Here is a 14,842-nt window from a genome sequence, read left to right on the forward strand (position 1 = left end):
TTTTAAAGGAAAAAAGGAGCATTTTTGCTCCTTTTAATGTTTATTATTTATTATATTAGCCACGCCTTATCTCCATTAAGGCAAAGTATAAAAAAGTAAAAGCTGGTGGCAAACAGCGAAAGACCCCATCAGTCATTAACCTAAAAATCTAATGAATTATGAGTTTAAGTAACTTAAGAAACAGCCATCTAAGCGAAGACAAAGTAGCTAAGGTGGTAGAAGCATTAGCCAAACTAGAGGCAGAACTGGCAGAAGTAAATGTAAATCTAACCTCGGAAGACCGCAAGAGGTACGGTAGCATCAATGAGCAAAACAAGCTCTTCGTTAATCGAGTGAATGATTTTCACAAAAGTATGCCTAGCTTACAGACACCACAGGTAGATTGGGCAGAGTTTGATAAAGACTTTAGCAGCCGTACCCATCTCACCAACATTATAGACAGGCTAGAAACGCTGCTACAAAACCTTAAAAATGCCAGAACTCTCCATGATTATGATAACTATCAAGACGCCTTGGTAGATTATGCCTATACCAATTTTATGGTAGGGACTTCGGCGCCAGGCTACGAAGCCAAGCAGAGAGAGCTGGCACAGTTTTTCGCTAGTCGTGGCAGAAGGGCAGACAAAGCTGCGGCTCCTAAAGAATAATTTTGAGTTCCTAAAAAATCAAGTCAGCCTCGTAATTAGCGAGGCTGACTTGGTTTTTTGGAAAGTGTACGGGGTCTTTAGCCTACTAGAGTTGGTTTTTTAGAAAGTTGTGTTGGTTTTTTAGGAAGTGTACGAGGTCTTTAGCCTACTAGAGTTGGTCTTTTAGAAAGTTGTGTTGGTTTTTTAGGAAGTGTACGAGGTTAAAGACCCAGAGGAGTACGTTACGAACCCCAATTTTGCCGTTATCTACGAAGAGTTTTAGCTCAACCACCAAGTCCACTTCTACTAAGACCCCGCCGAGAGCCTCAATAAGCCCTTGGGCTTACCCCACCTTCCCCTAGCATCAAAGCCCGTTTTGGGGGTGATAGGCGAGAGTGGGCTTCCCTTTTGGATTTTTCGGGGCGAAAGTGTAAGGTAAATGATTGTTGATAAGCCTAAACCTTTCCTATAAAAGATAAATTTGTATTTTTGTAGAACATAACAAATAAAATAATAATGGCTAAGAAGAACCAATCAACAAGATTGACAGTTCAACATAAAAAGTCTCAAGGAGTAGTTGGTATTTTTGGTGAAAAAGCAAAATTACACGATTTAACACTTGGTGAAATATCGCATCTCGTGATTAAGCAACTTGAAGAAGAATACCCACAGCTAACATTTCAATATAAAACAAGCATACGAAAAGAAGAAATAAACAAGGCGTTAAGAAAAATTGATGGAGAGCTAGGACAGACCCTCTTTGTTCCAAATTCAAGCGTTAAACCCGATGGAGGAATAATTGAAGTGAAAGATGATAATGGCAATTGGAGGATAATTTTAGTGTCAGAAGCTAAACATCAGGGTAAAGATATAGAAAATATTAGGAAAGGAAGGTTGGTTGGTAAGGCTAATAATCAGGATTTGATGGCGGCAGGAAATGCGATAGAAAGATCGCATAAGAATATATCAGAAATAGCCAATTTTATGCTTTTAGAATCTCATTTTCCTTATGTTTTGTTTTTAGAAGGCTCTAATTTTTTAACAGAAACTGTGTCAATTGAAAGACCAGATGGAAGAATAGTAAGACTTGAATACAATTCAGGGATATTAAACAGATTGGATAGGCTAACTGCTGCAAATTACGGAATGCCTATTAACACCAATTTGTGTGTAAATAAATTTATTAAACACAGGGATAAAACAATTATGCTCCAAGCAACATCTATTTATACACAAGGAAAAGGAGAAAAGTGGGATAATAAGGAGATGTTTGATATTATGCTTACAATTTCAAAAACCTCTCTTAAGGTATTAGGGAGCGATTTATTTAATCAAATTACCAAAAATAAATAAGCAAAGAATAGTGGCAAGAAACGCAACAAATAAATTATTACAAAAAGCAAAAAAATCTAAAAGTGATGAGTTTTATACACAGCTTTGTGATATAGAAAGTGAATTACAACATTACAAAAGCCATTTTCAAGATAAAGTGGTTTATTGTAATTGTGATGACCCAAGAGTAAGTAATTTCTACAAATACTTTGCTTCAAACTTTAAAGAATTAGGACTTAGAAGATTGATAACGGCCTGCTACCAGAGGCAAGAAACAGATTTGTTTAGCGCAACCAATGTGAGGAATGGATTTTTCTTTGAATATTTAGGACAGAATAAACCAATTGAAGTAAAATCATTTAAGGGAGATGGTGACTTTCGTAGCTCTGAAAGTATAGAGTTATTAAAACAGGCTGATATTGTTGTTACTAATCCTCCTTTTTCCCTATTTAGAGAATTTGTGGAGCAATTGATTAAATACAATAAAAAATTTCTAATTATTGGGAATATAAATGCCATCACTTATAAGGAAATATTTAAGTTAATTAAAGAAAATAAAGCTTGGCTAGGAATAAATCTTGGCAGAGGAATCTCTGGCTTTATTGTACCAGAACACTATGAATTATATGGTACAGAAGCTAGAATAGATGATTTTGGAAATAGAATCGTATCTCCAAATAATTGTTTATGGTTAACTAATTTAGACAATTTTAAAAGACACGAAGATATTAAACTAACAAAAACGTATTTCGGGAATGAAAATAAATATCCAAAATATGATAATTATGATGGTATCAATGTAGATAAAACAGAAGATATTCCTTTGGACTATGATGGGGGGATGGGAGTACCTATAACATTTTTACATAAGTTTAATCCAGAGCAATTCGAAATAATTAAATTTAGAAAAGGTAACAATGGAAAAGATTTATCAATAAATGGTAAATTCCCATATTTTAGGATACTTATTAGAAATAAAAAGGTTAAAAATATCGTACGAGTACAGAGGGAAAATCAGCCGTTAGCAAGTGTGTGGCTTAGCGGCAGGTAGTTAGGTTGGGGCTTCTATCTCTTGTTTGATTTTTGGAGTAGTAATTGATGGTTTTGTATCCCACCAATTTTTATTACTAAGTTAAATATCAATTTATTCTGTTTGACAGAATTTCTTAGTAAGGTTCAGTGCGTTTTAAAATATATTTCCTAATTTAGCCCGTCAATTTTATTATAATATGATTGCTATCGTAGATGGAGGTTCCACAAAATGTGATTGGGTAATTCTTAACCCCAACGGAAGTTTCAAACTCAAGACAGAAACCATTGGTTTTAATCCTAATATCATTCAGATTGATTTAATTCCGAAAGAAATTATGAAAAATCAGGATTTAAGCCAACTTCAGTCTAGCGTTACCCAAGTATTCTTTTATGGCTCGGGGTGTGGTATTGCAGAGAATAAGGCAGTGGTAGAGCAGCAGCTAAAAAAGGTATTTACCAATGCGAAAATAGTAGTGAGCGAAGACCTTACAGCAGCAGCCTATGCCGCTTATAGAGGCGTACCTGCCATTGTTTGTATTTTGGGTACAGGCTCCAACTCTTGCTATTTTGATGGGACAAATGTGAGAAGCGATTTGCCCTCCTTAGGGTTTTTAATCGGTGATGAGGGGAGTGGCAGTGCTTTAGGAAAGCATCTTTTAAGACGATTTTTTATGAAGAAACTTCCCGCCGATTTACATCAGGATTTTGTAGATACCTATAACCTAAGTATAGAAGAGGCGATTAAAAATATGTATCATAATCCTAGAGCTAATGCGTATTTAGCTAGTTTTAATCAGTTTATTGCTGAAAGAAAACAGCACCCTTATTTACAAAATTTAGTCTTTGACGAAATGAAAAACTTTTTAGACTATCATGTGTTGCCTTACAAGGAAGCCAAAGAGGCCGAAATTAATTTTATAGGCTCCATAGCTTATGTTTACGAAGACTCTTTAAGAGCAGCAGCGGCAGAACTCAATCTTAGGGTAGGGACTATCGTGCAAAGACCCATAGAAAGTTTGGTAAATTATCACAAAAAATACATACTAGAAATTTAAACTTAATTATATAACGATTTATATGTCAAGTAAAACCAATAGAGACGAAAAAAACTTTAGACAAGCGGCTTTAGATTATCATAGAGCGGAGCCTAAAGGTAAAATAGAAGTAATCCCATCAAAACCACACTCCTCACAGAGAGATTTAAGTTTGGCGTATTCACCAGGGGTGGCAGAGCCTTGCCTTGAGATAGAAAAAGACCCTGCAATGGCGTACGAATATACAGGGAAGAGCAACCTAGTAGCAGTAATTTCTAACGGAACAGCCGTTTTAGGCTTAGGAGATATAGGTGCAGAGGCTTCTAAACCCGTAATGGAAGGCAAAGGGTTGCTATTTAAAATCTTTGCAGACATCAATGTGTTTGATATTGAAATAGACGAGAAAGACCCAGATAAATTTATTCAGATTGTAAAAGCAATAGCCCCAACTTTTGGCGGTATCAACCTAGAAGACATTAAAGCTCCAGAGGCGTTCTATATAGAGCAAAGACTAAAGGAAGAGCTAGATATTCCGCTAATGCACGACGACCAGCACGGGACGGCAATCATCTCTGCGGCGGCACTTATCAACGCACTAGAGTTGGCAGGGAAGAAGATAGAAGAAGTAAAACTCGTGGTAAATGGGGCAGGAGCGGCAGCCATAGCGTGTACCAAACTTTATATGGAGCTAGGGCTTAGAAAAGAAAATATCTTGATGTGCGATAGCAAGGGCGTTATCAATCACAAAAGACAAAACTTAACGCCTGAAAAACTAGACTTTGTAGCAGAAACCGATTTAGAAACTTTAGAAGATGCCCTTAAAGGAGCCGATGTTTTTGTAGGGCTATCCAAAGGCGATGTAATGTCGGCAGAAATGTTGAGTTCTATGGCAGAAAATCCTATTGTATTCGGTTTGGCAAATCCAACGCCAGAAATAGATTACAATTTGGCTAAAGCTACCAGAAGTGATGTAATTATGGCAACAGGGCGAAGCGATTATCCTAATCAGGTGAACAATGTTTTGGGCTTTCCGTACATTTTCCGTGGGGCATTAGATGTTCAGGCTAAAGGGATAAACGAGGCAATGAAACTCGCTGCTGTAAAAGCCATTGCAGATTTAGCAAAAGAGCCAGTGCCAGAAGCGGTTATTTTGGCTTACAACCTTAAAGGGTTGAACTTTGGTAGAGATTATTTCATTCCGAAACCTTTTGATAATAGGTTAATAACTAGAGTGTCCGTGGCAGTAGCAAAGGCTGCGATGGAAAGCGGTATTGCTAGGAAAAACATAGAAGATTTTGAAGCCTACGAAAATCATCTTTTAGACAGAATGGGCAAAGATGAAAAACTCATCAGAATGATGCAGAATAGGGCTCGTTCTAATCCTAAGAGGGTGGCACTAGGTAATGGGGAAGAGTATAATGTGATTAAAGCGGCACAAATCCTTTACGAAGAAGGCATTGCAGAGCCTATTTTATTAGGAGACAAAAAGCTCATCAAAGAGAAGATGAAGGAGTTCGGTATAGAGCTTAATGTGAAGATTGTGGACCCTAACGATGAGGAACAGCAAGAGAACAGAAGAAAGTACAGAGAAACCCTTTGGAAGCTACGCAACAGAAAAGGAATCAACGAGTATAAAGCCAAAAGGTTTGTGAGAAATAGAGATTATTTTGGACCTTTAATGTTAAAACACGGTGATACTGATGCCCTGATTGTTGGTTTTTCAAAGAATTACTCTTCTGTACTAAAGCCTGTTTTGGAAGTGATAGAAAAAGAACCAGGTGTGGATAAGGTAGCCTCTATGATGATGATACTTTCAGGGAAAAAGCCGAGATTTTTTGCGGATACTTCCATCAACAAAAACCCCACAGCGGAAGATTTAGTTAATATTGCTAAAATGTCGGAGCTTACCGTGAAATCTTTTGCCATAGAGCCAAGAATAGCAATGTTGTCTTACGAGAACTTCTCTAGTATTTCCGAGACTTCCCAAAAGGTAGCTAAAGCGGTAGAAATATTACATAAGAAATACCCTAATATGGTGGTAGATGGTGAAATTCAGCCAGATTTTGCGATGAATTCTGACCACTTAGCAGATTATCCGTTTTCTAAATTAGGAGATACCCCAGCTAATGTGTTTATTTTCCCGAATTTGGAGTCGGCTAATATTTCGTATAAGATTATTAGAGGAATGAGAGTGGCACAAACCATAGGACCTATCCTTATGGGACTGAAACAGCCTGTACACGTATTACAAATGCGTTCTAGTGTAGATGAAATTGTAAACTTAGCCACAATAGCAGTGCTAGATGCTCAAAGGAGAGATGGTGCTAAGTAATGATAGCTATCCAAATATTAAAGTAAACTAAAAAACCAAAGGCAAAAATCCTTTGGTTTTTTTGTATTTATGAGAGGTAATAGCTATCTAAAAATCAGAAGGCAAAGTTTCATAATAAATGCTTTTGGATAGGAACGAATTATTTTTGTTACTCTTGATGTCTTGCTTCATATATTCCTTATCGTGGAAATATATTTGTGGATTTTTACGGTAATAGTTATCAATAATTTGCTGATGATTAAAGTCAAGACTTTGAATAAAATCATAATCTTGCCCTTTTCCTGTATTTATATTATAGGTAGTAATTAGGCTTCCCCAATTGATAAAACTACACGCTAGAATAGTGCCATAGAAATACCAAAACATATAGTTGAAAAGGTAAGCGTTAGTCTTTTTATTGATGACCTTAAGATAGGTGAAAAATAGTCCTATGATGCATAAAATAAGGAATATATAAACACCTAATCTTTTGTAAGTAAGTCCAAAATGTAAGATGTATTCAGTGTTTTTTATGCCTGCTGATATTACCAAAACAGCATTGAGTAGTAGCCAAACTTTAGCTAATAGTTTTAGGTGTTTGGCTTTTTCATCAAAATTAAAGTGAGATTTAAAATAAAATAATATTACCAATACCGCCATAATAATGGAAATGATGATGGTGTTGATGCGCTGATGAGTATCTGAAGAAAGTTGACTTGCAGAGATTCTGTCTTCAAAAAACTGTTCATAATTAAAGGTGCAAATAAAGATGAGGAGAAGTAAATTAAGCACCACAAAAGAGGCTACGCCGCTCATTCTTTCAGAATCTATATCAATAAAAGAATAGGTGGGAGTAGGCTTTTTTAAATGAAAATTTTTCTCAAATTGGTTACTAAGTAAACGATTGTATTTTAAACTGAATTTTTCGGCAGAGAATAACCAATAGTTAAAAGTGAGGTAAAAACCTAAAGCACTTAGTGCAAGGATTTGAGGAATATCTAGATTCCAATCAAAGTTGAGCAAGTCAGAAAAATGTTTACTAGCGGTACTGTAAATGAAGAAAAAGGTAACAAAAAATAACAAAGGAATAAGCCAGATAAATAACCGCCCTTTTCTTGAGTCCGAAGAAGAAGATTTTACATCAAGCCAATAGTCAAAATTAAAGAATTTGCATACAAATGTAAATCCATTTATAATGCCTATGGGAAGTGCTAGGATTGCCTTCATATTTCTATTTTGAGCTTTATATCTGAGTAATAAAACGGAAGTGATGAGGGCGGCAAAAGAAACAAAGTCCCCATACCAAGCAAAGGCAAAAGACGAAAATAGACTTAGCACAAAGAGACTTAGAAAGGTTTTGGTTTTTCTTTGTTTTGGAGTGATAATGAGAGTAACAAGACTTAGTAAGACTCCCAAAATTCCTAGATTAACGCCGAGATTCTCTTGGTAAAAAAGAATAACAAACACCAGTGTGCTTCCGAAAATTAAATAATGTTTTTTCATAATATTTTTATTTTAAAGTTCTTTGAATTTCAAAGTGAAAGAGTAAAAAAAAGTTTATTTTTTTAAAAGTTGTTCTAATAAATTGATATGGTTATTAAATGCTTCTTTGCCCTCTAGTGTGGCTTTATAAGAGGTTTTAGGCTTTTTTCCTACAAATTCTTTTTTCATTTCTATATATCCAGCTTTTTCTAGTGCATTACTATGGCTTGCCAAGTTACCATCGGTTACTTGTAAAATCGTTTTCATTTCCGTAAAATCAACCCATTCATTCACTATGAGTACAGACATTATTCCTAGCCTTACCCTATTTTCAAATTCTTTATTGAGTCGGTTAATATCAATCATAAAATAGATTTAAAGTGTAAAATAGACTAGTCGTATTTTTTATACATAATAATCCCATACACAATATGAGCGACTCCAAAGCCTAAACTCCAAAACAGCAATCCCCAACCTAATAAAAGCATAGAAAGTACTCCTATAACACACTCTGTAATTCCTAAAAATTTGATGTCAGAGTAAGTATATTTTGAAGCATTGATAAGTGCCAACCCGTAAAAAATAAGCGTAGCAGGAGCTAATAGTACAAAATAACTATGGTATATCAGTCCGATACAAAATAGCCCACCAATGACCAATGGCAGAAATAAGTTGTAAAGTAAATCTTTCGTGGTGTTCGTCCAAATAGGGAGATTTTTCTTTCTACTTTTGTTTACGGTAAAAAATATTCCAAATCCAATGGATAGAACCAACACTACAATGGCGGTAATAATTAAATGAGGGATGAGTGGAGCAAGTTCAATATTCTGATAAGGGTTAAAATATTCAACCCCTGACTTTTTAAATAAGAAATAAACATAAGATGCTCCGAGTATTGCAAATAGCCCTGCTGAAATACCAGAAAAACCACTTAACGAAATGAAACGAGTACTTCGCTCCATCATAGAGCGGATATGAGATAAATCTTCTTGATAATTATTTTTAATCATAAAAGAACTTTGAAATGCAAAGTTAAATTTTATTTTGAAATAGACAAACGAAAAATCAGTATTTAATAAAAAAGCGATAATCAAAATTTGATTATCGCTTTTTTACTTTTATGATTACAAGGAGTAATTAGGAGCTTCTTGAGTAATAATCACATCGTGAGGGTGAGATTCTTTAAGACCGCTACCCGTTATTTTTACCATTTTAGAATCGGTTTGTAGTGATTTAATATCTTTCGCACCGCAGTATCCCATACCAGCTCTCAGTCCACCTGTAAGCTGGAATACCACATCTTCTAATTTACCTTTGTGTGGCACTCTACCTTCGATGCCTTCGGGTACAAATTTCTTAGCTTCGCTTTGGAAATAACGCTCTTTACCACCTCTTTTCATCGCAGCTAAGCTACCCATACCTTGGTAAGATTTGAATTTTCTTCCTTGGAAGATAATTTCCTCACCTGGAGCTTCATCGGTACCAGCGAATAGAGAACCAAGCATCACTGCATTAGCACCACTTGCGATAGCCTTCACGATGTCGCCAGAAAGTTTAATTCCGCCATCTGCGATTACAGCAACATTTTTAGATTGAGCATACTCATAAACATTATATATTGCCGAAAGTTGAGGTACACCTACACCAGCCACCACTCTCGTGGTACAGATAGAACCTGGACCTACACCTACCTTTAGAACATTAGCACCAGCCTCAATGAGGTCTTTAGCAGCTTCTGCGGTTACAATATTTCCACCCACGATGTCTAGGTCTGGGAAGGCTTGTCGGATTTCCTTTATTTTGTCTAAAACCCCTTTAGAATGTCCGTGTGCAGAATCTATGGCGATAATGTCCACTCCAGCTTTAACTAAGGCAGTTACACGCTCCATCGTATCTTCGCCTACGCCTACACCCGCACCTACTATAAGTCTGCCGTTTTTATCCTTATTAGCGTGAGGATATTCTAATTGATTGTCTATATCTTTAATAGTGATAAGCCCTACGAGTTTAAAGTTTTCATCAACGATAGGGAGTTTTTCTACTCTGTTTTCTAGGAGGATATTTTTAGCTGTTTCAAGAGTAGTGTTCTTATCTGAAGTTACTAGATTGTCTTTCGTCATCAACTCTTCCACCTTCATATCCAAGTTTTCTTGGTATTTTACATCTCTATTGGTAATAATGCCTATAAGCGTATTATTGTTATCTACTACAGGCAGACCAGAGATTTTGTATCTAGACATCAGCTCTTTAGCTTCTCTTAAAGTATAGTCTTTAGAAAGCGTTACAGGGTCGGCTATCATTCCGTTTTCCGAACGTTTTACCTTGTTTACTTGAGCAGCTTGTTCCTCTATCGGCATATTTTTATGGATAAATCCTAAACCACCCACACGAGCTAAAGCAATAGCTAAGTCGGATTCGGTAACGGTATCCATCGCTGCTGAAACGATAGGTACATTCAGCGTAATTTTGTCGGTAAGACGAGATTTAAGTGAAACTTGATTGGGAAGTACCTCAGAAAAGGACGGTACTAGAAGCACATCATCGAAAGTAATGGCTGTTTCTACAATTTTGTCTTGTATAGGCATAGCACTTTCTTTGCAAAACTAAGGCTTTTTATTTAATCTTACAAAAGAAAATCAACTTGGCTTACCAATGTTAAGGAGATTTAATCAAAGTTTTGTAGCTCTACTAGCTTTTTGTAAACGCCATTTCTAGCCATTAAGTCGTTGTGGTTGCCTTGTTCTATCACCTTGCCTTTTTCCATTACTAGGATTAAGTCGGCTTTTTGTATGGTGGACAGTCGGTGGGCAATGATGAGCGAAGTTCTGTTCTCCATCATTTTGTCTAAGGCATCTTGCACGGCTCTTTCGCTTTCGGTGTCTAGGGCAGAGGTAGCTTCATCTAAAATCATCACGGGTGGATTTTTGAGTACCGCTCTTGCGATGGATATTCTTTGCTTTTGTCCTCCTGATAATTTATTGCCATCATCGCCTATATTGGTGTTGTACCCTGCAGAAAGGCTTTCTATAAATTGGTGTGCGTTGGCTATTTTAGCCGCAGCGATGACTTCTTCTTTGGAAGCATCTGGTTTACCCATTAAGATATTATTATAGACTGTATCGTTAAACAATACCGACTCTTGCGTAACCATTCCTAGCAGACTTCGGTAGTCTTTTAGTTTTAAATCTTTGATGTTGTTGCCATCTACCTCTATACTCCCGTTATTGACATCGTAGAACCTTGCCAAGAGGTTGGCGACGGTAGTTTTACCACTTCCAGACTGTCCCACCAATGCCACGGTTTTCCCTTTTGGTAAAGACATAGAGAAGTTTTCTAGAATCTTATGGTCTTGGTCGTAGAAAAAGCTGATGTTTTTAAACTCAATGCTGTGGTTGAGATTATCAATAGCGATAGGATTGGCAGTTTCTTCCACCTTTAAATCATAATCTAAAACTTCCGAAACTCTCTCCAGACTTGCCATTCCGCCTTGTATAGACGATACGGCGTTAGATAGTTGTTTGGCAGGCGCAAGGATTTGATAGAAAATCCCCAAGAAAATAAGGAAAGTAGCTGGGTCGTTATTAGTCCCGTTGATAACACTGATGCCCGAAAACCAAGCGATAAGTAACATCGTGATAGACCCCAAAAACTCACTCATTGGAGAGGCGAGCTCTCGTCTTCGGCTCATACCTATGGCGTATTTTTGCCAAAGGGTGGTGGTGGTGTCAAATCTTTTCTTTAGGATTTTATCCGCATTAAAGATTTTGATGACTTTGGAAGATTTTAAGGTTTCATCTACTAAAGAGAATAGGTTGCCTAGTTCTTCTTGTGCCGAGTTAGCTTGTCTTTTTAAACTTTTACCAACCCACGAAATCAACCACCCCATAATAGGGAAGACGATGAGTGAAAACAGCGTAAGCTGGGCATCTAGTAAAAACAAGGCGGTGAGCGAAAAAATAATCATGAATGGAGCATTCACAATATCTACTAATGCTCCCATAATACCACTTTCTATAGCACCGACATCGTTAGAGATTCTAGACATCATATCGCCCTTCCTTTGTTCTGTGAAGAACGATACGGGGAGTTTTAGAAATTTGTGATAGATGGCACTTCTTAAATCTTTAGTAATCCCCACACGGTAGTTTACAAGGAGAAAAGACCCAAGGTATCTAGAGATATTACGAAGCAAAAACGCTACCCCTGTAATCACACATACCCACGCCAGCACGGTGCTGCCGCCATAAATATCGTTATATATCTGTATTTTATAATAGACCAAATCTTTTAAGTAGCCAAAATAATTACTAATGTTACCGTCATAGAAGGGCTCTTTGGTAGTGTCTATTTTATCTAACCTTAGGATAATCCTTAAAACAGGGAGCATAGAAAGCACCGAAAATATCTGAAGTACAGAGTACAAAATATTAAAAAACATACTTCCCCAAAGGTACTTTTGGTGTGGTTTGGCGAAGCTTAAAATTCTATGTAAAGGTTTCATTAAATTTTTATATGGGTTACAAAAATAAGTTTTTTATTTGTTATAGGAAATCTTTAAAACTTGATAAAAAAAACAGTCTTAGAATAATGGATTCTAAAACTGTTTTCACTCAAAATAAAAATCGTTGTGAAGTCTATCGAAGTCTGTCTACAGATTTTACAAGCCTTTCGTCTTTCTCTATATACACATTTGCGATTAGCAAACATACAATAGAGATAAACGAAAATAGTGGCTCAATACCTTTCTCAGGAAAATCTATTCCTCCAGGTAAGTTTAGTAACCAGTAAATCAATACACCTATCAACAAAGCGTTTATAAAAATGCTGATACGGTTCAGCATCATTTGTCTTTTTCTATTTTTAAAACTGAAAATACTAAGAGACAGAAGTACTACCAGTAATCCGCAACCTAATAGAATAGGCAGATTCCCCATAGTCATAACTTCTACATCTTGAGATGATACAAAAAGAAATACAGCTCCCATAGTAGCCAAAAACATCCAGATAGTTTGTATTCTTTGAAGCATCGGTTTAGTTGTATAGTTTTAAATTGTAGTGCAAAAATAGGAATAATTTTTTGTATTTGTCAAAAATAATGTAGATTTGCAGTACAGATTCAGTATAAACTCTTACTCAACTCTTGGGTAGAGTGGCACTTTTTTAGATTAAATAATCCACATTTTTAAATATTACAGAAATATAATTCAATTATGTTTGATATAGAAACCCTTGAGGCTAAATCTTCTGCTGAACTTACGAAGATTGCTAAAGATTTAGGCGTTAAAACAGGTAGGGGGGCTACAATGAAAGATAAAGTCTATGCTATTTTAGATTTTCAAGCCTCTAATCCACAACAAACTAAAGACTATTATAACGCTACAGAGATAGTTAATGAAAAGAAAGAGAATCATCAAACTCAAGAGGATTCTCAAGCGGTAGAGAAAAAAACAAATAGGAGAGGAAAAAGGATTCCAAAAGAAGATAATACAGTTAAGGAAGTAGAAACGAAAGACGCTGAAACTTTACAAGTTGAAGAAGTTTCTGCAGAGAATACTAAAGAGGAACAAGAAGCTAACTCTCAGAGAAAGAATCAAAGAAAGCGAGTGAAGAAAAAAACGGAGCAAATATCAATATCTGAGAATACTAAGGTAACCGATACTCCAGTGGAGGCAGAGGCTAAAGAAGATAAACTTCACCCACAACAACAATCTAAGAAACACAAAAATCAATCACAGCCTAACACTAATCACAAAGAGAAGAACGAGCAGGAAACTGAAAAGTCCTTTAATTTTGATAATTTAATCACTATAGAAGGAGTGCTTGAAATTCTACCTGATAACTATGGTTTCTTGCGTTCTGCAGATTTTAATTATATTTCTTCCCCAGACGATGTTTATGTTTCTACTAATCAGATTAGAAATTATGGACTAAAAACGGGAGATACTGTGAAAGGCACAGTAAGACTTCCTAGAGAAGGAGAAAAATATTTCTCTTTACAAAAGCCATTGGAGGTCAATGGTAGAGATCTTAGTTTCATTAAAGACCGTGTGGCTTTTGAGCATTTAACCCCGTTGTTTCCTCAAGAGAAATTCAATTTAACAGGGGCTAATACTACTACATCTACTAGAATGGTAGATTTGTTTGCTCCGATAGGTAAAGGGCAAAGAGCTATGATTGTGGCTCAACCTAAAACTGGTAAAACAATGCTTCTCAAGGATATAGCGAACTCTATATCGGCCAATCACCCAGAGGCTTATATGATGATTTTGCTGATAGATGAGCGTCCAGAGGAGGTTACCGATATGCAAAGAAGTGTAAATGCGGAGGTAATAGCTTCTACTTTTGACGAGTCTGCTGAAAAGCATGTTAAGGTAGCTAATCTAGTGCTTTCTAAAGCTCAAAGAATGGTAGAATGTGGGCACGATGTGGTGATTTTGTTAGACTCTATCACGCGTTTAGCTAGGGCTTACAACACAGTAACACCTGCTTCTGGTAAGATACTTTCTGGTGGGGTAGATGCCAACGCTTTACATAGACCTAAAAGATTTTTTGGGGCGGCAAGAAAGATAGAGGGCGGAGGCTCACTTACCATTATTGCAACGGCACTCATAGATACGGGGTCTAAAATGGATGAGGTGATTTTTGAAGAGTTTAAAGGAACAGGTAATATGGAGCTGGTTCTAGATAGAAAGATAGCGAATAAGAGAACCTTCCCAGCGGTGGATATTACGGCGTCTAGTACGAGGAGAGATGATTTGTTGCACGACGAAATTACCCAACAGCGTATGTGGATTTTGAGAAAATACCTTTCTGATATGAACCCAGTAGAAGCAATGGAGTTCGTTCAGAAGCAGATGAAGGGTACTCGTAGCAACGAAGAGTTCCTAATGTCTATGAATAAATAAATTGATTTTAAATAATATATTCGAAACCATCTTAGAGAAATATCCTAAGGTGGTTTTTTATTTTGACAGAAGAGTAATCTTTACAGCAAATTAAATTTCTGTATTTTTGTATCTAATAAT

12 protein-coding genes are annotated in these 14,842 nt (G+C 36.4%); 6 read left to right on the forward strand and 6 right to left on the reverse strand.

Annotation, left to right across the window (positions count from 1 at the left end; genetic code table 11):
- Positions 1–158: 158 nt before the first annotated feature.
- From RA0C_RS08375 to RA0C_RS08395, 5 genes are all read left to right on the forward strand, one after another.
- Positions 159–647, forward strand: a complete 489-nt coding sequence (locus RA0C_RS08375) for a hypothetical protein (RefSeq protein WP_004916652.1) — start codon at positions 159–161, stop codon at positions 645–647.
- A gap of 495 nt (positions 648–1,142) precedes the next feature.
- Entirely contained in the window at positions 1,143–1,979 is an 837-nt protein-coding gene (locus RA0C_RS08380; protein WP_013447110.1) for an EcoRI family type II restriction endonuclease, read from the forward strand.
- 10 nt (positions 1,980–1,989) lie between these two features.
- Entirely contained in the window at positions 1,990–3,009 is a 1,020-nt protein-coding gene (locus tag RA0C_RS08385; protein ID WP_013447111.1) for an adenine-specific methyltransferase EcoRI family protein, read from the forward strand.
- Positions 3,010–3,187: 178 nt separating this feature from the next.
- Positions 3,188–4,045: a BadF/BadG/BcrA/BcrD ATPase family protein gene (locus RA0C_RS08390; protein ID WP_013447112.1), complete on the forward strand. Its 858-nt coding sequence runs from the start codon at positions 3,188–3,190 to the stop codon at positions 4,043–4,045.
- 22 nt (positions 4,046–4,067) lie between these two features.
- Positions 4,068–6,356 carry an NADP-dependent malic enzyme gene (locus RA0C_RS08395; protein ID WP_013447113.1) on the forward strand — a complete coding sequence of 763 codons (2,289 nt, stop codon included), beginning with the start codon at positions 4,068–4,070 and terminating at the stop codon, positions 6,354–6,356.
- A gap of 87 nt (positions 6,357–6,443) precedes the next feature.
- Here RA0C_RS08395 and RA0C_RS08400 read toward each other — a convergent pair whose 3' ends face one another.
- The 6 genes from RA0C_RS08400 to RA0C_RS08425 all read right to left on the reverse strand — a co-directional run bounded on the left by RA0C_RS08400 (position 6,444) and on the right by RA0C_RS08425 (position 12,844).
- Entirely contained in the window at positions 6,444–7,838 is a 1,395-nt protein-coding gene (locus tag RA0C_RS08400; protein WP_013447114.1) for a DUF4153 domain-containing protein, read from the reverse strand.
- A 54-nt stretch (positions 7,839–7,892) separates the two neighbouring features.
- Positions 7,893–8,183 carry a winged helix-turn-helix domain-containing protein gene (locus RA0C_RS08405; RefSeq protein ID WP_004916664.1) on the reverse strand — a complete coding sequence of 97 codons (291 nt, stop codon included), beginning with the start codon at positions 8,181–8,183 and terminating at the stop codon, positions 7,893–7,895.
- Between the two features lie 26 nt (positions 8,184–8,209).
- Complete coding sequence (locus tag RA0C_RS08410; protein WP_013447115.1) at positions 8,210–8,911, reverse strand: hypothetical protein; 702 nt, start codon at positions 8,909–8,911, stop codon at positions 8,210–8,212.
- A 30-nt stretch (positions 8,912–8,941) separates the two neighbouring features.
- Positions 8,942–10,402 (reverse strand): IMP dehydrogenase, encoded by a 1,461-nt coding sequence (gene guaB, locus RA0C_RS08415; protein ID WP_004916671.1) that lies wholly within the window; start codon positions 10,400–10,402, stop codon positions 8,942–8,944.
- Positions 10,403–10,482: 80 nt separating this feature from the next.
- Positions 10,483–12,318 carry an ABC transporter ATP-binding protein gene (locus RA0C_RS08420; protein ID WP_004916674.1) on the reverse strand — a complete coding sequence of 612 codons (1,836 nt, stop codon included), beginning with the start codon at positions 12,316–12,318 and terminating at the stop codon, positions 10,483–10,485.
- 133 nt (positions 12,319–12,451) lie between these two features.
- The gene (locus RA0C_RS08425) at positions 12,452–12,844 is read right to left on the reverse strand and encodes a DUF4293 family protein (RefSeq protein ID WP_004916677.1); all 393 of its coding nucleotides are present in this window, start codon (positions 12,842–12,844) and stop codon (positions 12,452–12,454) included.
- A 183-nt stretch (positions 12,845–13,027) separates the two neighbouring features.
- Here RA0C_RS08425 and rho point away from each other — a divergent pair, with 183 nt between their 5' ends.
- Positions 13,028–14,722 (forward strand): transcription termination factor Rho, encoded by a 1,695-nt coding sequence (rho, locus tag RA0C_RS08430; protein WP_004916680.1) that lies wholly within the window; start codon positions 13,028–13,030, stop codon positions 14,720–14,722.
- Positions 14,723–14,842: the final 120 nt, after the last annotated feature.

Origin of the sequence: Riemerella anatipestifer ATCC 11845 = DSM 15868 (genome assembly GCF_000252855.1) — a bacterium.
Taxonomy (GTDB): Bacteria; Bacteroidota; Bacteroidia; order Flavobacteriales; family Weeksellaceae; genus Riemerella; species Riemerella anatipestifera.

Bases quoted from the DNA above. Each gene is read 5' to 3' on its own strand.
- RA0C_RS08375 (WP_004916652.1), top strand. From the start codon at position 159: ATGAGTTTAAGTAACTTAAGAAACAGCCATCTAAGCGAAGACAAAGTA.
- RA0C_RS08380 (WP_013447110.1), top strand. From the start codon at position 1,143: ATGGCTAAGAAGAACCAATCAACAAGATTGACAGTTCAACATAAAAAG.
- RA0C_RS08390 (WP_013447112.1), top strand. From the start codon at position 3,188: ATGATTGCTATCGTAGATGGAGGTTCCACAAAATGTGATTGGGTAATT.
- RA0C_RS08395 (WP_013447113.1), top strand. From the start codon at position 4,068: ATGTCAAGTAAAACCAATAGAGACGAAAAAAACTTTAGACAAGCGGCT.
- RA0C_RS08400 (WP_013447114.1), bottom strand. From the start codon at position 7,838: ATGAAAAAACATTATTTAATTTTCGGAAGCACACTGGTGTTTGTTATT.
- RA0C_RS08405 (WP_004916664.1), bottom strand. From the start codon at position 8,183: ATGATTGATATTAACCGACTCAATAAAGAATTTGAAAATAGGGTAAGG.
- guaB (WP_004916671.1), bottom strand. From the start codon at position 10,402: ATGCCTATACAAGACAAAATTGTAGAAACAGCCATTACTTTCGATGAT.
- RA0C_RS08420 (WP_004916674.1), bottom strand. From the start codon at position 12,318: ATGAAACCTTTACATAGAATTTTAAGCTTCGCCAAACCACACCAAAAG.
- RA0C_RS08425 (WP_004916677.1), bottom strand. From the start codon at position 12,844: ATGCTTCAAAGAATACAAACTATCTGGATGTTTTTGGCTACTATGGGA.
- rho (WP_004916680.1), top strand. From the start codon at position 13,028: ATGTTTGATATAGAAACCCTTGAGGCTAAATCTTCTGCTGAACTTACG.